The following is a 19,991-nucleotide window of genomic DNA, read 5'->3' as shown; positions in this document are numbered from 1 at the left end:
ATGGACGCTGGGCTGAAGCGCGAGCTGGAGGAGAAGGTCCGCTCCGGCGAGCGGCTGACGCGTGAGGACGGGATCGCCCTCTACGAGTCGGATGATCTGGCGTGGCTCGGTGGTCTTGCTCATGAGGTGCGGACGCGTAAGAACGGTGACGTGGTCCACTTCAATGTGAACCGTCATCTGAACATGACGAATGTGTGCACGGCGTCGTGTGCGTACTGCTCGTTCCAGCGGAAGCCGGGTGAGAAGGACGCGTACACGATGAGGATCGAGGAAGCGGTCCGTCTGGCGAAGGCCATGGAGAACGAGAACCTGACCGAGCTGCACATCGTGAACGGTCTGCATCCGAATCTGCCGTGGCGGTATTACCCGCGTTCGCTGTCGGAGCTGAAGAAGGCTCTGCCGAACGTGTCGCTGAAGGCGTTCACGGCGACGGAGATCCATCACTTCGAGACGATCTCGGGGATGTCGGCGTCGGAGATCCTGGACGAGCTGATCGAGGCGGGTCTGGAGTCGCTGACGGGCGGCGGTGCGGAGATCTTCGACTGGGAGGTGCGTCAGCACATCGTGGATCACCGTACGCACTGGGAGGACTGGTCGCGGATCCACCGGCTGGCGCATGCGAAGGGGATCAAGACTCCTGCGACGATGCTGTACGGGCACATCGAGGAGCCGCGTCACCGGGTGGACCACGTGCTGCGGCTGCGTGAGCTGCAGGACGAGACGGGCGGGTTCCAGGTGTTCATCCCGCTGCGGTACCAGCACGACTTCGTGGACATGAAGGACGGCAAGGTCCGGAACAAGCTTCAGGCGCGGACGTCGATGGCGACGGGTGCGGAGGCGCTGAAGACGTTCGCGGTGTCGCGGCTGCTGTTCGACAACGTGCCGCACGTGAAGGTGTTCTGGGTGATGCACGGGGTGCAGACGGCTCAGCTGGCGTTGCAGTACGGGGCGGACGACATGGACGGCTCGGTGGTGGAGTACAAGATCACCCATGATGCGGACAATTACGGTACGCCGGACAAGCTGGGCCGTGACGATCTGCTGGAGCTGATCCGGGACGCCGGGTTCCGTCCGGTGGAGCGCAACACCCGTTACGAGGTGATCCGTGAGTACCCGGGTCCCGACGCGGCCCTGCGCGAGACCCCGCAGGCCATGCGCGTCTGACCCGACGCCGCAGGCCCGTGACGTTCCGTCGGCCCCGGTCCACCACGCGTGGGCCGGGGCCGTGTCGCGTCCGGAGGGCGTTGCCCGAGGGTTGGAGTAATGGTTAGTCTTGTGTCATGGCCCTTACTTTCACCTTTGACCCCGTCGTCGACGCCGCCCTCCACAACGGGATCCTGGGCCTGTGGACCGACGTCAGCAACGCCGGCGGCGCCGTGGGCTTCGTCCCGCCGGTCACCGCCGACGACATCCGCCCGGCGCTGATCCGCCAGCTCGCCGCCGTCGCCGACGGCGGCACCCGGCTGCTCGTCGGGCGCTCCGATGACGACGCGGACGGGGCCGTCGCCGCCACCGCCTTCCTCACCCACAACACGCACCACCTCCAACTGCACTGGCTGTGGGCGTACACGGTGATGGTCCACCCCCGCCTCCAGGGCCGGGGCCACGGCCGCGCCCTGATGGACGCGATGGCGGACGCGGCCCGCTCCATCGAGGGCATCGACGCGATCCGCCTCGGCTGCCGGGGCGGCCTCGGCCTGGAGCGCTTCTACGAGGCCTGCGGATACCGGGAGGTCGGCCGCGTCCCCCGCGCCATCCGGGTGGCCCCGGGTGACGACCGCGACGACATCACCATGCTGCTGCCGCTGCACTGACGCGGGCCGCCGCCCCGGACCCCCGGCCCGGCGCGGGGGCGCGGCGTGCTTCACTGGACGGGCACGCCCGTGCCGACGACGTACGAACACGACGAAGAGAGAAGGGGTCACCGTGTCCCTCAAGCCGAGCGCAACGATCCGCTACACCGCAGCGCGGCTGGGCATCTTCGTCGGGTGCCTCGTCCTCGTCGCGGTCCTGGTCCGGGTCGGCTGGGTGCCCTCCGGGCTCGGCGACGCCAACTTCGCCTGGGTCGTGCTGCTCGCCCTGGTCCTGTCCGCGCCGCTGTCGTTCGTCCTGCTGCGCAAGCAGCGCGACGAGATGTCCCAGCAGATCTCGGGACGCGTCGCGGGTGCGAAGGAGAAGCTGGCTGCGAACCGCAACCAGGAGGACTCGGCCGACGACGCCGCGCGCGTGAACTCGTAACCCCCCAGTTGGGTTCATCACACACCGAACCGCCCCAGCGCCGGGAATACCCCCCGTAACGCTGGGGCTTCGGCGTTTTCCGGGCGGGGCCGCACCGGGGCGTACCGGGCCGAACGGTGCCGTGGCTCCGCAACCCAAAGAACGCCTTTGAGATTCTCAAAGGAGAAGTGTTAGCGTGTTCAACATGTTGACCCCAGCCGCGCCCCCGATGACCGCGAGCGTCCCGCTCGTGGCGCGCCTGCACGTCGACCTCTGCCGCCGCGTGTCCGCGGCCTGTTGCTGTTGTCGCTGAATCCCGCCCGCCCGTGAGGCGCCCCGATACAGCAGCGGTCCCGGCCGGCCCTTCCTGGCTGCCGCACCGCATCACCACCGCAGAAGACCCCGCCAGTTCCCCGTGCGTCGCCCCCGGAGAGTGCCCCCGTGTCCGCGTCCCCCCAGGCCCCCGCAAAGGCCTCGTTCCGCTTCCCCTTCTGGGCCCAGATCGTCGCCGGTCTCGTGCTCGGCGTCCTCTTCGGCTGGATAGCCCGCAGCCAGGACGTCTCCTGGCTGGGCACCACCCTGGAGCAGGTCGGTGACATCTTCGTCCAGCTCCTGAAGCTGGCCGTCGCCCCGCTCGTCTTCTTCGCGATCCTGGTGTCCATCACCAACCTGCGGAAGGTGAACAACGCCGCGCGGCTCGCCTCCCGCACGCTGCTCTGGTTCATGATCACCTCGCTGATCGCGGTGGGCATCGGCCTCGCGATCGGCCTGCTGACCAACCCGGGCTCGGGCACCGGCCTCACCCCGCAGGACGGCAAGCTGCCCAAGCGCACCGGTTCCTGGATCGACTTCCTGACCGGCATCGTGCCGACGGACATCATCACGCCCTTCACCGAGCTGAACGTCCTCCAGATCGTCTTCCTGGCCGCCGTCGCCGGCATCGCCGCCCTCCAGCTCGGCAGCAAGGCCCAGCCGGTCCTCGATCTCGCCGAGTCCGTCCTGGAGCTCCTCCAGAAGGCCCTGTGGTGGGTCATCCGCCTCGCCCCGATCGGCACCATCGGCCTCATCGGCACCGCGATCGCCACGTACGGCTGGGACCTGATCGGCAAGTACGCGACCTTCACCGCCGACGTCTACATCGGCTCCGCGCTCGTCATGTTCGGCGTCTACCCGCTGCTCCTGGCCACGGTCGCCAAGGTCAACCCGATCCAGTTCTTCAAGGGCGCCTGGCCCGCGATCCAGCTCGCGTTCGTCTCCCGCTCCTCGGTCGGCACCATGCCGGTCACCCAGAAGGTCACCGAACGCCTCGGCGTCCCGAAGGAGTACGCCTCCTTCGCGGTCCCCTTCGGCGCCACGACGAAGATGGACGGCTGCGCCGCGATCTACCCGGCGCTGGCCGCGATCTTCATCGCGCAGATCTTCGACGTGCAGCTGGGCATCAAGGAGTACCTGCTCATCGCCTTCGTCTCGGTCGTCGGCTCCGCCGCCACCGCGGGCCTCACGGGTGCCACGGTCATGCTGACCCTGACCCTGTCCACGCTGGGCCTGCCGCTGGAGGGCGTCGGCCTGCTGATGGCGATCGACCCGATCCTGGACATGATGCGCACCGCCACCAACGTGGCCGGCCAGGCCGTGGTCCCGGTCATCGTCGCCGCCCGTGAGGGGATCCTGGACAAGGAGGCCTACGCCACCGCCTCGGCCTCCCCGCTGGAGGAGGCCGCCGCGCCGGCCGTCAAGGCCGAGCCCGTCCCCGTCCCCGCCTGACGGAGCCCCGCCCGCACTCGCCGCAGCCCCCGCCCCCGTCCGGGCGGGGGCTGTGGCGTGTTCACTCCAGGGTCTCGCCGCGGACGACGGCGATCACCGCGAGGACGAGCGGCGGGAGGAGCCACCACGGGCCCATGGCCCGGCGCACGCTCGGGACGAGCGTGATGCCGAGGCCCAGCACGCTCAGGCACACGGAGAGGAAGCACATCGCGGCGACGTTCTCGTAGCCCTGGTGGTCCCAGGCGGCCTGCGGCCCGGCGAAGACGGCGACGCACACGGCGAAGGCGTTGAGCAGGTGGAGGAGTCCGAGCGGAACGCCCAGTACCCGGCGCAGGCACCCCCGGTCCTCGGGCAGGTCGACGTCCTCGCGGGGGAGCCGTGTCCGGATGCCGCGCAGCCCGTGGTCCGTCGGGTGGTTCGTGGGGCGGTCCGTCGCGCGGTCCGTCATCGCATCGCTTCCCTTGCTCCGGGCCAGGGACCCGGCCGCACGCATGCATTCTGCTCGGGCGCTCCGGCACACCTTCCGGCGGGGACCCGGCAGTTGCCCGCGGTACGGGCGGCCGCGACGCGGGAACCCGCGCTCCGGTCCCGTCGGACGTCACCGATCGAAGGACCGGGCGAAAGAACCGACCCGACCGACCCCTCCGGCTCCCCGCTCACTCACACGGGTGAACTGTGCCAACTCGGCTGGATTTCCGGCGGGTTGGCGGGCATATGCTCGCCCCACAACATCAGACATGAGACGGCCCCCGCCGGGACTGGCATCCCGGACGAGGGCCTGACCAACGAGGAAGTAGACGCTTCCCAATGGCTTCACCGCACCCTAGCGCGCCCTCGCGCGCGTCGTCCCGTGTTCGCGCCGGGACCCCCCGATCCGGTGTCTTCCACGTCAACGTGAAGCACACCACCCGCTTCGTCGTCGTGGGCAACCACCTTGCCCAGCACCCCTCGATGTCGCTGGTCGCGATCGGGCTCGCCACCCCCATCCAGTCGCTGCCGGCCGGTACGCGCATCGGCATCAAGCGGCTCGCCGAACGCTTCCCCGAGGGCGAGGTGCGGATCGCCGCGGCCCTGCGGGAGCTGGAGGCGTACGGGTACCTGGAGCGCGTCCGCGTACGGCTGGAGACGGGCCAGGTGGTCACCCGGACGGTGTCCTACAACCGCCCGCGCGGAACCTCCCCCGAGGACCCGCCCCCGAACCCGACACCACCGAAGCCCACCGCCCCGGCCCCGGCCCCGCAGCCTCTTCCTGACGCGGGGCCCCGTCCCGACCCCGGACCCGACCCCGGACCCGAGCTGGAGCCCGAGCCCGGACGCGTGCCCGGATCCACGCTTGGATTCCAGTCCGTGCCCGTGCCCGAGCCCGAGGCCATGCCCGTGCCCGTGCCCGGCGCAGGGCGTGGTCCCGGGCCCGCGCGGGTGGGCCCGTCCGGGTCCGGCCCCGGCCCGTGGCCGGACACCGGCCGCCCTCCCGGCGAGCCGGCGCGGCAGGACGCCTTCGACCTGCTCGCGCGGCTGCGGCTCGACGACCCGCGGCTGCTGCTCCCGCACCGTGCCGTCCACCAGCTCGCCCCCGGGGTCGCGGAGTGGCTGGACCGCGGCGCCGGGACCGAGGCCGTGCGCCACTTCCTGGGCGGGAACCTCCCCCCGGACCTGCGCAACCCGGCTGCCCTGATCGCGTACCGCCTCAGGGCGCAGGTCCCGCCGCACCTCCCGGCGGCCCCCGCGGCCGTGCCCGTCGTGCGGCCGCACCCCTTCCAGACCTGCGACGGCTGCGAACGCGCCTTCCGCGCCCCCGCCCCCGGCCGCTGCGGGGACTGCCCGCCCGGGCCCTCGGCGGCCGCCGCCTAGTGCGAGGGTCACCTGGTGAAGCCCTTGGTGATCAAGGGAGTGCCAGGTGACGGACCGTCGGAGTGCGGTGGCGGAGTGGAGCGTCCGTGAAGAAGGGGTCCAGGGGCTGGCCGGGCAGGGTTACCGCTACGTAAATTACCCGCGGTAACACTCATGTCGAGCCGAGGAGAGTGCGCCGTGGGAGCCGAGCTGGAGCCGGTTGCGCCCGTCGAGCCCGTGAAGACCCTCGTCGACGGAGTGGTGCGCGAGGTGTGGGTGCAGGCGCTCGCGGCGCCCCCCACCGGCGGATCGCTCGCGGACATCCCCTTCGACAACGCCCGCGAGGCCCCCGGCGAGGCGGTGCTCGCACGCAAGGACCGGGACGGCACCTGGCGGGACGTGACGGCCGCGGAGTTCGCGGCCGAGGTGCTCGCCGTCGCCAAGGGGCTGATCGCCGAGGGGCTGCGGGAGGGCGACCGGCTCGCCATCATGGCCCGCACCACCTACGAGTGGACCCTGCTCGACTTCGCCGGATGGGCCGCCGGGCTGGTCACCGTACCGATCTACCCGACCTCCTCCGCCGTCCAGGCCCGCTGGATCATCCAGGACTCCGGAGCCGTGGCCTGCGTCGTCGAGGACACCGCGCAGGCGCGCATCATCAGCGCCGAACGGGCCGCCCTGCCGGGGCTGACGCACCTGTGGGAGTTCGACACCGGCGCGGTGGCCCACCTGATCCGGGCCGGGGAGCGGGTACCCGACCGGATGGTGCAGCTGCGCATGTCCACCCGTACGCCGGACTCCGTGGCCACCCTCATCTACACCTCCGGCACCACCGGGCGGCCCAAGGGGTGCGTGCTCACCCACGCCAACTTCTTCGCCGAGGTGGACAATTCGGTCGAGCTGCTGCACCCCGTCTTCAAGTCCGTCAGCAAGGACCCCGCCTCCACGCTGCTGTTCCTGCCGCTCAGCCACATCTTCGGGCGGATGGTCGCCGTCGGCTGCCTGCGCGCCCGCGTCAAGCTCGGGCACGCGCCCAGCATCCGCACCGAAGACCTCCTCGCGGACCTCGCCGGCTTCCGGCCGACCTTCCTGCTCGCGATCCCGTACGTCCTGGAGAAGGTCTACAACACCGCCCGGGCCACCGCCGAGAGCATGGGCCGGGCCTCCTCCTTCGACCGGGCGGCCCGCATCGCGCGCCGCTTCGCCGAGGCGGTGGAGGGCCGCAAGCCGGGGCTCGTCCTGCGCGCGGCACACGCCCTGTACGACCCCCTCGTCTACCGGCGGATCCGGGCCGCGCTCGGCGGACGCGTGCAGTACGTCCTGAGCGGCGGCTCCCCGCTGGGGCGCCGGCTCGCCGCCTTCTACACCGGCGCCGGCATCGAGGTCTTCGAGGGCTACGGGCTCACCGAGACGACCGGGGCCAGCACCGTGACCCCGCCGCTGCGGCCCCGGCTGGGGACCGTGGGCTGGCCGCTGCCGGGCACGGCCGTCCGCATCGCCGACGACGGCGAGGTGCTGCTGGGCGGGCGGCACGTGTTCGCCGGGTACTGGAACACCGCCCACGCGGTCCCGCCGGGGACCTGGCTGGCGACCGGCGACATCGGGCAGCTGGACGCCGACGGCTACCTCACCATCACCGGCCGCAAGAAGGACCTGATCATCACCTCCGGAGGCAAGAACGTCGCCCCGGCCCCCCTGGAGGACTGGCTGCGCGCCCATCCGCTGGTCGGGCAGTGCATGGTGGTCGGCGACAACCGGCCCTACGTCACCGCGCTCATCACCCTGGAACCCGACGGGCTCCAGCACTGGCGCCGGATGCACAAGAAGCAGTCCGTGCCCCTGCGCGAACTGGTGCGGGACGAGGAACTGCGGGCCGAGCTCCAGCGGGCCGTCGACGAGGCGAACCTGCTGGTGTCACGGGCCGAGTCCATCCGCTCCTTCGCGGTCCTGCCGCAGGAGTTCACCGAGGCCCGCGGCCACCTGACGCCCTCCATGAAGCTCAAGCGGAACGTGGTCGCCCGCGATTTCTCGGCATGGATCGAGGAGCTGTACCGGGCGCCCCGCCCGAGCCGGTGAAAAGCAGGTGCACCAAGATCACCCGTCTGCGATAGTCGCCCGCTGTGGACAGTACTGAGCTTGTGATCCGGCGCGCGGTCGACTCCGACGCGGCCGAGACGGCCGAGGTGTGGCTGCGCTCCTTCGCCGCCGCCCTGCCGACCGTGCGCCGCGCACACGACGACGACGAGGTGCGGAGCTGGTTCACCTACGTGGTCGTGCCGCAGCACGAGACCTGGGTGGCCGTCGCGGAAGGCTCCGTGGCCGGGCTCCTCGTCCTGGACGGGGAGGAACTCGAACAGCTCTACCTCGACCCCTCCTGGCGCGGCCGGGGCCTGGGCGACCGTTTCGTCGACCTGGCCAAGCAGCAGCGGCCCCAGGGGCTCGGGCTGTGGACGTTCCAGGTCAACGGGTCGGCCCGGCGGTTCTACGAACGGCACGGCTTCACCGCCGTCGAGCACACCGACGGCCTGCGCAACGAGGAGCGCGAGCCGGACGTCCGCTACACCTGGCGGCCGTGAGCGGCGCCCTGCCCGGCGGGCGGGGTCCAAGGAGCGCGTCTATGGTGGGCTGACTGGTCCGGGGGGCCGCCCGAGGAGGGCGCAGTGCACCGTTCCCGACCCCGCTCCCGCCGCCGTTCCCGCTCCCTTGCGGGTTCCCGCCTCCGCAGCGCCGCCGTGGCCTGCGTCCTGGTCCTGGCCCCGCTCGCGGCCGCGCCGCAGCAGACCCCGGACCGCGCCGGCAGCGACCCGCTCGAACGGTTCCACGGTCAGCGCCTGCGCTGGGGGGACTGCCCCGAGGAACGGGTGCCCGCCGGGATGCGCTGCGCGACCGTCCGGGTCCCCCTCGACTACGCCGCCCCCGCCAAGGGCACCGTCGGGGTGGCGCTGGCCCGCATCCCGGCCACCGGCCCCGGCAAGCGCCTCGGCTCGCTCCTGCTGAACTACGGCGGCCCCGGCGGCGCGGGCACGGCCGCCCTCGCCGCCGACCCCGGACTGCTGGCCGACCTCGGCGAACGCTACGACCTCGTCGCCTTCGACCCCCGCGGCGTCGGGCGCAGCGAGCCCGTCTCCTGCGGCGGCTCCCAGCAGACCGAGGAGGGCGCGGCGGGCGACGCCGCCGCGCAGCTGGCCGCCCTGCGCGCCGTGGTCAGGCGCTGCGAACTGGCCTCCGGCCCGGTCCTCCCGTACATCGGCACCGTCAACGTCTCCCGCGACATGGACGTGATGCGCCAGGTCCTCGGCGACCGCAAGCTCAACTACCTCGGCTTCTCCTACGGGACCCGGCTCGGCGCCGTGTACGCCGCGCAGTTCCCCCACCGGACCGGCCGGATGGTCCTCGACGGCGTCGACACCCTCACCGAGCCGCTGACCGAGCAGGCGCTCGTCTCCGCGCGCGGGCAGCAGCGGGCCCTCGACCGCTTCCTGGCCTGGTGCGCCCACCGGCCGGACTGCGTCTACGGGACCAACACGCGCACCGCCAAGGAGGAGGTCGCGGCCCTGGTGGCGCGGCTCGACCGGCAGCCGCTGGTCGGCCACGACGGCTCGTACGTCACCGGGCAGGACGCGGTGGCCTCCATCGCCGCCGCCCTGTACTCCCCGCAGATGTGGCCCTCCCTCGCCGAGGCCCTCAAGGGGGCCGAGGAGTCCCGCGACCCGGTGGGTCTGCTCCAGCTCGGCGGCCCCACGGACCCGCCCGACGAGGACGAGGACGGGGACGGCGGAGGGGACGGGGGCGGCGGCGGTCCGGCGACGCCCGCGGACAACGGCGAGGCCGCGCTCGCCGCGGTGAACTGCGCCGACGACCCGGACCGCTCCTCCGACAAGGCGCCCGCGGCGGCCATAGAGAAGGAACTGGCCCTGCTCCGCGAGGAGTTCCTCAAGGCGTCCGAGGTCTTCGGGCCGTTCCAGCTGAGGACCGTGCTCTCCTGCTACGGGCGGCCCGCCGGCACCGACTTCATCCGCAGGATCGACCACCCGGGCGCCCCGCGGATGCTGCTCGTCGGCACGCGGGGCGACCCGGCGACCCCGTACGAGTGGACCGAGGAGACCGCCGCACGGCTCGGTTCGGCGGTGGTCGTGGACCACAAGGGCGACGGGCACACCGGGTACGCGTCCTCGGCCTGCGTCCGGGGCTACGCGGACCGCTTCCTGATCGACGGGAAGCTGCCGTCCGGGACGCGCTCCTGCCCCGCCGAGGAGTGACCCGGCGGGGCAGTGCGGGACGGTGCGGGGCAGTGCGGGACGGTGCGGGACGGTGCGGGACGGTGCGGGACGGTGCGGGGCAGTGCAGGACCGTGCAGGGCCGTCGCGGTCAGCAGTTGGCGTGCGTGGGGCGCCCGGCGAAGCGGTCGGCCAGCCAGTTCGCGACCACCGGCGAGCGGGTGATGACCCCGCTCACGTGCTCACCGATCCACACGGTGTCGAATTCGACGTCGGCGCCCTTCGCGCACCACTCGGAGCGCAGCTGGCGGCCGACCCCGTAGGGGATCAGCTCGTCGGCGAGGGCGTGGTACTGGTACACCGGCGCGGCCGGGGCGGTGCGCCCGAGCCTGCTCTGGTTCAGCCGGGCCTGCCAGTCGGGCTGGGCGAGCGGGTTCCTGGTGGTGAGGTCGGAGATCCGCTTGAAGGACCCGGCGACCGCGTCGATCGCCACGCAGTTCTCCTTCATCCCGGCGACGAGCAGCTTGCCCGCCGGATTGAGGTAGGAGTCCAGGTCCAGCTCGGGGAAGGCGGCGTCCTGTCCGGCGGCGGCCATGAAGATGAGCCCGGAGCCGAAGGAGCCGTTGTTGAAGTCGGCCACCTTCATCAGGTCGGCGGGGACGCCGCCGGTCGCGGTGCCCTTCACCTGGAGCTCGGGGGCGTACGAGCCCTGCAGTTCGGCGGCCCAGCTGCTGGCCTGGCCGCCCTGGGAGTAGCCCACGATGGCGACCGGGCCGTCCGCGGAGAGGCCGGCCGCGGGCAGGCGCTGGGCGGCGCGGGCCGCGTCGAGGACGGCGTGCCCGGCGGAGGGGCCCACGGTGTAGGTGTGGACGCCCGGGGTGCCGAGGCCCTCGTAGTCGGTGACGACCACGGCCCAGCCGCGCAGGGTGAGCTGCTGGATGAGGTTGGCCTCCAGGCCGGTCCCGTGGGGGAAGTTGTTGCTGGGCGCGCAGGAGTCGCCCATGCCGACGGTGCCCACGGCGTAGGTGATGAGCGGGCGGGGTCCGGTGCGGCCGTCCTGCGGGACGATGACGGTGCCGGAGACGACGTTCGGGGCGCCGTCGGCGGTGGTGGAGCGGTAGTGGATCTTCCAGGCCTTGGTGCCGGTCGGCTGGCCGGGCAGCGGGTGGAAGGCCGAGGGGGCGCTGCTGACCACGTCGCCGGGGCGGGCGGTGCTCTCCTCGGCCCGGGCGGTGGCGGGGATCCAGGCCGAGACGGCCAGCGCGGCGAGGGCGGTGAACGCGGTGAGGGCGGTGCTGCGGGTGCTGCGGGTACGCGTGGGGGTTCGGAAACGCATGGGCGGCTCTCCCAACGGTCGTTCCGTGCGGGGGTAGGTGAGGCGAAGGTAGTGACCGACCGGTAGGAAGGTGGCTGACCGGGCAGCTCACCTTTCCTGACCCGGGACCTCACACCCTCCCGCGCGCGGCCGGTGGCCGGCCGCCCGGCAGGCCGCCTCAGCCTCCCGAAGCCACCCGGTAGGCGCCCGGAGTCGTCCCCGTCCAGCGGCGGAACGCACGGTGGAAGGCGGTGTCCTCCGAGAAGCCGAGCCGCACCGCGAGCTCCGCGATCGGCTCACCGCTCTCCGCCAGCCCCGCGATCGCCGCGTCCCGCCGCACGTGGTCCTTGAGCTGCTGGAAGGAGGTCCCCTCCTGCTGGAGCCTGCGGCGCAGCGTCGCCGGGGACACGGCGAGCCGGGCCGCCACCTCCCCGAGCGCGGGCAGCCGCGGCGACAGGCGCAGCTGCTGGGTCAGGGCCCGGCGCACTTGCTCCGCGACCGTGGTCCCGTACTCCGGCCGCGACAGCAGGTCGAAGGGGGCCCGCCGCAGCATCGCGTCGAGCGCGGGCTCGTCCCGCACCAGCGGCGCCGTCAGCCAGTGCGCGTCGAAGGCGGCGCCCGTCCGCCCGGCCCCGAAGCGCACCGGGCAGCCGAAGAGGAGCTCGTACTCCTGCGCGTGCGGCGGCGGCGGATAGCAGAACGAGGCGTCGGCGAGCGGGATGCGCCGACCGATCAGCCAGCTGCTCAGCCGGTGCCAGATGGCCAGCACGCACTCCGTCAGGAAACGCTCCTCGTCCCGGGCGAAATCGTTGCGCACCGTGAACCGGGCCCGGCCGTCCTCCACTTCGAGCGCGAGCTCCGGCCCGCCCGGGAAGAGCCCGTAGAACGCGGCCGCCCGCTCCGTGGCCGCGCCGAGGTCCTGGCAGCCGAGGGAGGCGTAACACATCATCGCGAAGGTGCCCGGACGGCTCGGGACGGCGCTCAGGCCGAGGAACTCGTCCTGCGTGGTGCGGTACAGCGCCCGGAACAGGCGGGCGAACTGCGCGGGCGTGACCCGCGCCCGGTCGTCGCCCAGCAGCAGCGGCGGGATCTGCGCCTCCTGGAGCAGCGGCACGGTGTCGATGCCGCTCCCGCGGGCCCCCGCGAGCACGGCACGCACATGGTGCACGGTGACCGTCCGCCTCCCCATGGGCACGACGGTAGCCCCAATGAGCGCTGAGGTCAGCGGTGGTGACGCTTCCGGTCATGCCGCCGGGCCGCTGCGAGTGCCTAGCGTCGAGGGGTCACCAATCCCGGGGAGGCATGCGATGGACGGTCGGCCGAGCACGCTGGCGGAGTTCACCCAGTGGACCGAGGAGCGGTACGGGACGCAGCCGGCGCTCAGGTTCCGGTCGCCCGACGGCGGCTGGCACAGCAGCACGTACGCCGAACTGGGCGCGGACGTACGGGCCGTCGGGCGGGCGCTGCTCGGGCTGGGGGTCGCGGCGGGCGAACGGGTGGCCGTCCTGGCCGAGACCCGCCCGCAGTGGACCCGCACCCACTTCGGCGTCCTGGCGGCCGGCGCCGTCCTCGTCCCGGTCTACCCGACCGCGGGGGAGGAGGAGCTCGCCTGGGTCCTGTCGGACGCGCGGGCCGTCGTCGTGGTGTGCGACGACGAACACCAGCGCGCCCGGGTCGAAGCCCTGCGGCCGAAGCTGCCGGCCCTGCGGGAGACGGCCTTGATGGACGAGCTCCCCGCCCTGCCCGCCCCGCCCGGCCGGGCCCCGGGGACGGACGCAGCGCTCCGCGCCCGGGCCGCGGCCGTCACGCCCGCCGCGGACGCGTCCGTCGTCTACACCTCGGGCACGACGGGCCTGCCCAAGGGCTGCCGCCTCACCCACGGCAACCTGGGCGCCGTCCAGGACGCGACCCTCCCCCTGGTCAAGGGCGGCCCGGGGGACCGCACCTACCTCTACCTGCCGCTCGCGCACCTGCTGGCCCAGCTGATCCAGTTCACCACCCTGCTGGAGGGCGGCGAGCTGTGCTACTTCGGCGGCCGCATCGAGGACGTGCTCTCGGAACTGGCGGAGGTCCGGCCCACCCATCTCCCGTCCGTACCAAGGCTGTTCGAGAAGCTGCACGCCGTGGTGCTCTCCCTCGCCGAGGCCCAGGGGGAGGGCGGGCGCGACCGCTTCGAGGAGGCCGTACAGCTCGGCGTCATGGCGGCCGAGGGACGCCTGCCCGAGGAGTCGCGGGAGGCGTACCAGGCCGCGGAGACCTCGCTCTACGCGCTGGTCCGGAAGGCCTTCGGAGGCCGGCTGAAATGGGCCCTCACCGGGGGCGCCCCGATCGCCCCGGCCACCCTGGACTTCCTGCGGGCCTGCGGGATCGCCGTGTTCGAGGGCTACGGGATGACCGAGTCCGGCGGGGTCATCTCCCTCAACCACCCCGGCGCCGCCCGCCCCGGCACCGTCGGGCGCCCCGTCGCGGGCTGCGAGGTGCGCATCGCGCAGGACGGCGAGGTCCTGGCCCGGGGCCCGATGGTGTTCCCCGGCTACCACGAGAACCGGGCGGCGACCGAGGAGGCCCTGGACGCGCAGGGCTGGCTGCACACGGGCGACCTCGGCGAAGTGGACTCCGAGGGCTACCTGCGCATCACCGGCCGCAAGAAGGAGCTGATCATCACCTCCGCCGGGAAGAACCTCACCCCCACCGAGGTCGAATTCGCCGTGCAGCGCTCCCGCTACGTCTCCCGCGCCGTCCTGATCGGCGACCGCCGCCCGCACCCCGTCGCCCTGATCACCCTGGACGCCGAGGAGATCACCGCCTGGGCGGCCCGGGAGGGCCTCGACCCGGGCCCCGACCCCTGCGCCCACCCCGCCGTCCGCGCCCTGGTCGAGGCGGCGGTGACGGAGGCCAACGCCACCGTCTCCCGCCCCGCCCGCATCCGGGCCTTCCACGTCCTGCCGGAGGACCTCTCCGTGGCCGCGGGCACCCTCACCCCGACGCTGAAGCTCCGCCGCCGCGCGGTCGAGGAACAGTACGCGGCACAGATCGCCGCCCTGTACGGGGAGCCCGCGGACACCCAGGGGGGTGTCTTCCTCTAGAGCCAGCCCCGCTGGGCGGCCTTCAGCCCCGCCTCGAAACGGCTGGACGCGTCCAGCCGTTCCATCAGCGCGGCCATCTGCCGCCGCACGGTGCGCAGGGAGATCCCGAGCCGCTTGCCCGCGCCCTCGTCGGTCATGCCGGAGGCGAGGAGCTGGAGCAGCTCCCGCTCGCCGGGGCTCAGCCCGGTCCGCTCGTCCTGCGGCACGTCGGCGCCCAGCGGGACCGCCGACTGCCAGGTCTGCTCGAACAGCGCGGTCAGCGAGGCGACGATGCCCGGCTCCCGGGTGCACAGGGCGCCGAGGCGGGTGTTCGCCGGATCGACCGGCACGAAGGCGACCTCGCGGTCGAAGACGAGCATCCGGGGCGGCAGCGTCGGATGGGTCCGCACCAGCCCGCCCTCCTGCGTCATCCAACGGGCGTAGGCGAGCGTGGCCGGATCATTGCGGACGCTGTCCTGGTAGAGGGTCAGCACGGCCACGCCCCGGTGCATCGCGTCCTCGTCCAGGGGCCGCGAGGCGTCGAGGCTGGCCTGCGACTGCGCGCCGCCCGGCATCACCGCCAGGCACTCGCGGGAGGTCTCCTTCGCGAGCACCTCCAGCTTGCCCTGGATCGCGTCGAGCCCGACGAGGCGTTCGGTGGTGTCGGCCTGCACGTTCGGCCGCAGGTCCGCGTACTCGGCGACGGCCCGGGCCGCCGCGGCCTTGCTGCGGGCGAGCTCCTGCTGGCGCCGTAGGACGTCCTCCTCCTGGCGCCGCAGGATCAGCTCCAGGCCCACCTCGGGGCTCACTGCACGCATCGCGCCAGGCATGTCCCGTGAAGCGCGCAGGAGTTGGAGATCGGCGAGCTCGTCCAGAGCCTCCCGTACGGCCGCCTCCGGCATCCCCAGCCGCGCGCAGAGGTCGGAGACCCCGCCGAGCGGATCGGCGAGCATCTCGCGGTAGACGGCTTCTGATGTGGTCTTCAAACCCAGTACTGCCAGCATGTTCCAGTCCCCCGACTGACAAGCGAACTCTCTTGTTCTGCACGTGATCATCGCAGGACCTGCACAGACGTGGCAATCAATGCGCCCCGGCGGGCCCGGAGTCGGTCGAGGTGGCACCAAGGTGCCAGGCCGCTTGGTGCCCGCCCGAACCCCTTCCCGGGCCTTCCCGGCCCGACCAAGATGGTGATCACACCGGAACGGCGGGGGGAACGAAAACCCCCCGGCCAGGCCCCAGGGCCCGGCCTCCAGCCCGACCGGGTCCACAATCCACTTCGTCACCTCGGGGGCACCGCCATGTCCAAAACCAGTCGCCGCATCACCACCGCCATCGCCACCGCCCTGCTGGGCGGCGCCCTCGCCGCCGGAAACGGCTTCGGCTGGGACACGGCACCCGCCGAGGTCACCGCCAAGAGCGCGGTCGTCAGCAACGGCTTCGGCTGGGACTGATCGATGTGCTCCTCGTACACCTGCCCCTGGCCGGCGACACCGGTTTAGCGGCGACGGAGAGCGAAGCCGCCCTCCTCCAGGACGCCATCTGGGCCCACGCCGGCCCGGAACACGCACTCGAACACCTCAGGGTCCGCCCCCTGGAACACGGCATGAACGTCGCCCTCTTCCTCCGGGCCAAGGACATGACCTCCGCCAGGGACCAGGCCTTCGGACTGCTCCGCCAGGTACTCGGATCGGGCGCCGCCCACGGATACCACCTCGCTCCGGCGAGGGAGGGGCGACCGATGTGACCCACGGCCCCACGACACAGCCCGCTCGTACGGCTCGTACTGCTCCACCCACCCGGCCGGCCCGCCGCTCACCCGTCACCGACCGCTGCTCCTGCAGGGCAGCCGTCCACCCCGGAGTGACCCGCCGCCGAGCCGTCGCACCGCAGGGCACGGCCACCGCGCCGCCCGCACCTCTTCGCCCCGGCCAGACCGGGCGAACCCCAGCTTCGCAACACCTTCCGACCACACGAGTTCGGCCCTGATGCCCGGGGCCGCCATGCCTCTGGAGAGCATCATGTCCGCACGCCGTACCCGCAACCTGTCCATCGCCCTCGCCGCCTTCGTCGCCGCCCCCCTGATGGCCGTCATGCCCGCCGGCCTGGCCAATGCCGAGTCCCAGGCCGTGGCCTCGATCGCAAGAGGCGAGGTCGGCAACACCTGCGGTGACTACAACTGCAAGCACCCCGGCGCCTGGTGCGCCGAGTTCACCCGCTGGGTGTGGAACAAGGCCGGCGCGAACGTCACCGGCATCGACGCCCGGGCCGTCAGCCTCTACGAGTACGGCAAGAGCAAGGGCACCCTCCACGGCACCCCGCAGGTCGGTGACGCGGTGCTCTACGACAACGACGGCAGCCTGAACGACGGCGAGGCCAACCACGTCAACATCGTGGTCGCCGTCTCCGGTGACCAGATCCAGACCGTCGGCGGAAACGAGAGCGGCGGCGTGCGCTTCCGCGGCTGGTTCAACTGGCGCACCCACACGTCCCCGGTCGGCGCCGGCCGCGCCCTCGCCTTCATCGGCCCGTCCGGTCTGAGCGAGACCCCCGCCCCGCAGGTCAGCAAGGCCGGCGACATCTTCCACGCCACCCGGCTGCCCGACGGCAGCTGGGAGGGCTTCCAGCCCCTGAACGGCGCGAACGGCGCGACCTACTTCAACGCCTCGCAGGAATCCATCGCCGCCACCCCCGACGGCTCCACCCAGACGCTGGCCACGGGCAACGACGGCAACCTGTACCACACGGCCCGCTACCCCGACGGCACGTGGACGGGCTGGGGCGCGCTCCAGGGCCACCAGGGCGCAGCCAAGTTCGCCGCCAAGGGCCAGGCCATCGCCGGTATGCCCAACGGTGACGCCCAGGTCATGGCGATCGGCAACGACAGCAAGATCTACCACAACGCCCGTTTCAAGGACGGCAACTGGCAGGGCTGGCAGCCGGTCGGCACCTGGGCCGCCAAGAAGGTCGCGGCGGCCCCGATGCCCGACGGCAGCATGCAGGTCATGATCGTCGGCAACGACGACAACGTCTACCACTCCATCCGCTCCGTGCACGGCGAATGGCAGGGCTGGCACGCCGTCTCCGGCCCCGGCACGGCGGCGACCTTCCAGGGGAGCAACATCTCCGTCGCGGGTCTGCCGAACGGCGACGCCCAGTTCCTGGCCACCACCGCCGACGGCACTGTCCACCACAACATCCGCTTCGCCAACGGCGAGTGGCAGGGCTGGAACAAGACGGCCGGCTACGGCGGCGCCCCGACCTTCGCGGCGTCCAGCATCGCCATCACCGGCACGCCGAACGGTGACACCCAGATGCTCGCGGTCGGCAACGACGGCAAGGCGTACCACGCGGCTCGGTACTCGAACGGTCAGTGGCAGGGCTGGTGGAACACGGGCATGGGCGCCCAGAAGGTCGCCATCACCGGGCTGCCCAACGGCGAGACCCAGATGCTCGCCACCCGCAACTAGCCCCCGCGCCCCCGGGCCGGCCCGCCGCTCAGGCGGCGGGCCGGCCCCGCGCCGCCGCCCTCCTCCCCGTGTCCAGAGATCCAGAGAAGAGACCTCCGATGTCCCGCACCCCGCGCCGCCCGCGCCTCGCCGCCGCCATCGCCACCGCGGCCGTCACCCTCAGCCTCTCCGCCCTCTCCGTCGGCTCGGCGGAAGCCGCCTCTGTCGCCACCTGGGACAAGGTGGCGCAGTGCGAGAGCACCGGAAACTGGAGCATCAACACGGGCAACGGCTACTTCGGCGGCCTCCAGATCGTGAAGAGCACCTGGGACGCCTTCGGCGGCAAGCAGTACGCGGCCTACCCCCACCAGGCCACCAAGAAGCAGCAGATCCTCACCGCCGAGCGCATCCTCGCCGGACAGGGCGCCGGAGCCTGGGGCGGCTGCGCCGTCAAGGCCAACCTGGCCGCGGACCACGCCGACCCGTACCCGGCCGACACCACCCCCGTGAGCAAGGCCGGGGACTTCTACCACTCCATACGCAAGGCCGGCGGCACGTGGACGTCCTTCGACCCGCTCAACGGCGTCGGCGGCGCACCGTTCTTCAACGGCTCGCAGGAAGCCATCACCACCACCCCCGACGGCTCTGCCCAGGTGCTCGGCACCGGCAACGACGGCAACCTGTACCACCAGGCCCGCTTCACGAACGGCTCGTGGACCGGCTGGGAGGCCCTCCCGGGCTACGAGGGAGCGTCCCACTTCGGTGCGAAGGGCGAGGCCATCGCGGGCATGCCCAACGGTGACGCCCAGGTCATGGCGATCGGCAACGACGGCAAGATCTACCACAACGCCCGTTTCAAGGACGGCAACTGGCAGGGCTGGGCCCCCATCGGCACCTGGAGCGCCCAGCGCATCGCTGCCGCGGCCCTCCCGAACGGCGACATGCAGGTGCTGATCGTCGGCAACGACGGCAACCTCTACCACAACCTCCGCACGGTCGCCGGTACCTGGCAGGGCTGGCACGCGGTCGCCGGTACGGGCACCGCAGCCAACTTCCAGGCGGGCAGCATCGCCATCGCCGGACTCCCGAACGGCGACAGCCAGCTGATGGCGGTCGGCAACGACGGCAAGCCGTACCACAACGTCCGTTTCGCGAGCGGCTCCTGGCAGGGCTGGGGCGTCGTGGACGGCATCACCTCCCCGACCAGCGTCGCGATCACGGGCATGCCCAACGGTGACGCACAGCTCCTCGCGACGGCTCAGGGAGGCGCGACCTACCACAACGTCCGCTTCGCGGGCGGCTCCTGGCAGGGGTGGGGGAACACGGGCCAGGGCTCCCAGAAGGTAGCCCTGGCAGGCATGCCGAACGGCGACGCCCAGATGCTGGTGACCCGCAACTGACCCCGGCTCCGCCGAGCCCCCGCCCAGCCCCCGCCCGCTGCCCTGACCAGGCCTGACCTGGTCGGGACGGCGGACGGGGGCTTCGCTGGCTTTGTGGCGGTGGGGCGGTATCAGAGAAGTCTTGGGGGATTCCCGTCCGCGATGGCCTTCGGCCACCCTTGACCGCCCGTCCCGACACGGAAAGACAAGGACTGTCGGGAAGCCCCCAAAGGAACGGTCTCCGCAGCAGTAATCCAAGGACGGGGCATCAGGGCCCCGGCGGGCAAGGCTTGCGAGGGGCCGAGTCGCAGCCCGGGCCGGTCCCAGTCCCCCCGGCGGGGCCGGTGGGCGCGTCAAATCGCTACGCGCTCCTCATTGCTTAGCGTCCGGCGCCCGTCTGGGGCTGGACATAGACGTACAGACCGCCGGAGCAGACTTTTGGCGGCGCAAGGGGGCGTCTGCGGGCAGTTGAGGGCCCTTGGGGGCGGAGAACGGCCCTCTCGGAGTCTGCCGTTGGATTATTCGGCATTTCGCTACATCTGGACGCTTCTCACTCCCCAAAGGGCCGCCAAATAGGGACATACTGCCCGCTGGCGCGTGAGAGGGAGGGTGCGGCGGGTCGTGGGCGCTTGAACCCCTTATCCCCAGCCCCAGACGGCCCGCAGACGCTGAGCAATGAGGAGCGCGTAGCGATTCGGTGCGCACCCCCGACCCTGCCGGGCAGCTAGCCGGGGCCGCGCTCCTATTGGGCCACCGGA

At 72.3% G+C, this 19,991-nt stretch carries 17 protein-coding genes; 13 read left to right on the top strand and 4 right to left on the bottom strand.

Features of this window, described 5'->3' with window-relative positions; translation table 11 throughout:
* From mqnE to IO30_RS0128360, 4 genes are all read left to right on the top strand, one after another.
* On the top strand, positions 1-1,164 hold a 1,164-nt coding region (mqnE, locus tag IO30_RS0128375), incomplete at its 5' end, for an aminofutalosine synthase MqnE (protein WP_031147557.1).
* 116 nt (positions 1,165-1,280) lie between these two features.
* The gene (locus IO30_RS0128370; RefSeq protein WP_031147555.1) at positions 1,281-1,814 is read left to right on the top strand and encodes a GNAT family N-acetyltransferase; all 534 of its coding nucleotides are present in this window, start codon (positions 1,281-1,283) and stop codon (positions 1,812-1,814) included.
* A gap of 112 nt (positions 1,815-1,926) precedes the next feature.
* A complete protein-coding gene (locus IO30_RS0128365; RefSeq protein WP_031147553.1) occupies positions 1,927-2,238 on the top strand; it encodes a DUF4229 domain-containing protein in 312 nt (103 codons plus the stop codon).
* A gap of 420 nt (positions 2,239-2,658) precedes the next feature.
* Positions 2,659-3,981, top strand: coding sequence for a dicarboxylate/amino acid:cation symporter (locus tag IO30_RS0128360; RefSeq protein WP_031147551.1), 1,323 nt, complete (start codon positions 2,659-2,661; stop codon positions 3,979-3,981).
* A gap of 61 nt (positions 3,982-4,042) precedes the next feature.
* On the opposite strand, the gene IO30_RS0128355 is transcribed toward IO30_RS0128360, so the two are convergent.
* Positions 4,043-4,429: a hypothetical protein gene (locus IO30_RS0128355; protein ID WP_051859683.1), complete on the bottom strand. Its 387-nt coding sequence runs from the start codon at positions 4,427-4,429 to the stop codon at positions 4,043-4,045.
* Between the two features lie 446 nt (positions 4,430-4,875).
* On the opposite strand from IO30_RS0128355, the gene IO30_RS47700 reads away from it, so the two are divergent.
* From IO30_RS47700 to IO30_RS0128335, 4 genes are all read left to right on the top strand, one after another.
* Positions 4,876-5,832, top strand: a complete 957-nt coding sequence (locus tag IO30_RS47700; protein WP_031147548.1) for a hypothetical protein — start codon at positions 4,876-4,878, stop codon at positions 5,830-5,832.
* Positions 5,833-5,985: 153 nt separating this feature from the next.
* Positions 5,986-7,887 (top strand): AMP-dependent synthetase/ligase, encoded by a 1,902-nt coding sequence (locus IO30_RS0128345; protein ID WP_037895379.1) that lies wholly within the window; start codon positions 5,986-5,988, stop codon positions 7,885-7,887.
* Positions 7,888-7,931: 44 nt separating this feature from the next.
* Positions 7,932-8,387, top strand: coding sequence for a GNAT family N-acetyltransferase (locus IO30_RS0128340; protein ID WP_031147544.1), 456 nt, complete (start codon positions 7,932-7,934; stop codon positions 8,385-8,387).
* A gap of 84 nt (positions 8,388-8,471) precedes the next feature.
* Entirely contained in the window at positions 8,472-10,070 is a 1,599-nt protein-coding gene (locus IO30_RS0128335; protein WP_031147542.1) for an alpha/beta hydrolase, read from the top strand.
* Between the two features lie 109 nt (positions 10,071-10,179).
* Here the strand turns inward: IO30_RS0128335 and IO30_RS0128330 are convergent, their stop codons facing one another.
* Together IO30_RS0128330 and IO30_RS0128325 are read right to left on the bottom strand one after the other, a co-directional pair.
* Positions 10,180-11,364, bottom strand: coding sequence for a lipase family protein (locus tag IO30_RS0128330; RefSeq protein WP_031147540.1), 1,185 nt, complete (start codon positions 11,362-11,364; stop codon positions 10,180-10,182).
* Between the two features lie 157 nt (positions 11,365-11,521).
* Positions 11,522-12,532, bottom strand: a complete 1,011-nt coding sequence (locus IO30_RS0128325; RefSeq protein WP_031147538.1) for an AraC family transcriptional regulator — start codon at positions 12,530-12,532, stop codon at positions 11,522-11,524.
* Between the two features lie 118 nt (positions 12,533-12,650).
* Here IO30_RS0128325 and IO30_RS0128320 point away from each other — a divergent pair, with 118 nt between their 5' ends.
* Positions 12,651-14,429, top strand: a complete 1,779-nt coding sequence (locus tag IO30_RS0128320; protein ID WP_031147536.1) for an AMP-dependent synthetase/ligase — start codon at positions 12,651-12,653, stop codon at positions 14,427-14,429.
* On the opposite strand, the gene IO30_RS0128315 is transcribed toward IO30_RS0128320, so the two are convergent.
* Positions 14,426-15,412 (bottom strand): response regulator transcription factor, encoded by a 987-nt coding sequence (locus IO30_RS0128315; RefSeq protein ID WP_031147534.1) that lies wholly within the window; start codon positions 15,410-15,412, stop codon positions 14,426-14,428. The two genes, IO30_RS0128320 and IO30_RS0128315, sit on opposite strands and share 4 nt — an antisense overlap.
* A 294-nt stretch (positions 15,413-15,706) precedes the next feature.
* Here IO30_RS0128315 and IO30_RS45630 point away from each other — a divergent pair, with 294 nt between their 5' ends.
* The 4 genes from IO30_RS45630 (at position 15,707) to IO30_RS47695 (ending at position 19,254) form a co-directional block, all read left to right on the top strand.
* Positions 15,707-15,859 (top strand): hypothetical protein, encoded by a 153-nt coding sequence (locus IO30_RS45630; RefSeq protein WP_157853392.1) that lies wholly within the window; start codon positions 15,707-15,709, stop codon positions 15,857-15,859.
* Positions 15,860-16,011: 152 nt separating this feature from the next.
* Positions 16,012-16,152: a hypothetical protein gene (locus IO30_RS45625; protein ID WP_157853391.1), complete on the top strand. Its 141-nt coding sequence runs from the start codon at positions 16,012-16,014 to the stop codon at positions 16,150-16,152.
* A gap of 274 nt (positions 16,153-16,426) precedes the next feature.
* Positions 16,427-17,875, top strand: coding sequence for a DUF8189 domain-containing protein (locus tag IO30_RS0128300; RefSeq protein ID WP_234321867.1), 1,449 nt, complete (start codon positions 16,427-16,429; stop codon positions 17,873-17,875).
* Positions 17,876-17,973: 98 nt separating this feature from the next.
* Positions 17,974-19,254, top strand: a complete 1,281-nt coding sequence (locus IO30_RS47695; protein ID WP_031147528.1) for a transglycosylase family protein — start codon at positions 17,974-17,976, stop codon at positions 19,252-19,254.
* The last annotated feature ends 737 nt before the right edge of the window (positions 19,255-19,991 follow it).

The organism is Streptomyces xanthophaeus, from assembly GCF_000725805.1.
GTDB classification, from domain to species: Bacteria; Actinomycetota; Actinomycetes; order Streptomycetales; family Streptomycetaceae; genus Streptomyces; species Streptomyces xanthophaeus.
This window is presented reverse-complemented; position numbering and strand designations above follow the sequence as displayed.

Coding starts and splice junctions, on each gene's coding strand:
- IO30_RS0128370 (WP_031147555.1), top strand. CDS start 1,281: ATGGCCCTTACTTTCACCTTTGACCCCGTCGTCGACGCCGCCCTCCAC.
- IO30_RS0128355 (WP_051859683.1), bottom strand. CDS start 4,429: ATGACGGACCGCGCGACGGACCGCCCCACGAACCACCCGACGGACCAC.
- IO30_RS0128345 (WP_037895379.1), top strand. CDS start 5,986: ATGTCGAGCCGAGGAGAGTGCGCCGTGGGAGCCGAGCTGGAGCCGGTT.
- IO30_RS0128330 (WP_031147540.1), bottom strand. CDS start 11,364: ATGCGTTTCCGAACCCCCACGCGTACCCGCAGCACCCGCAGCACCGCC.
- IO30_RS0128325 (WP_031147538.1), bottom strand. CDS start 12,532: ATGGGGAGGCGGACGGTCACCGTGCACCATGTGCGTGCCGTGCTCGCG.
- IO30_RS0128320 (WP_031147536.1), top strand. CDS start 12,651: ATGGACGGTCGGCCGAGCACGCTGGCGGAGTTCACCCAGTGGACCGAG.
- IO30_RS0128315 (WP_031147534.1), bottom strand. CDS start 15,412: ATGCTGGCAGTACTGGGTTTGAAGACCACATCAGAAGCCGTCTACCGC.
- IO30_RS45630 (WP_157853392.1), top strand. CDS start 15,707: ATGTCCAAAACCAGTCGCCGCATCACCACCGCCATCGCCACCGCCCTG.
- IO30_RS45625 (WP_157853391.1), top strand. CDS start 16,012: ATGAACGTCGCCCTCTTCCTCCGGGCCAAGGACATGACCTCCGCCAGG.
- IO30_RS0128300 (WP_234321867.1), top strand. CDS start 16,427: ATGTCCGCACGCCGTACCCGCAACCTGTCCATCGCCCTCGCCGCCTTC.
- IO30_RS47695 (WP_031147528.1), top strand. CDS start 17,974: ATGTCCCGCACCCCGCGCCGCCCGCGCCTCGCCGCCGCCATCGCCACC.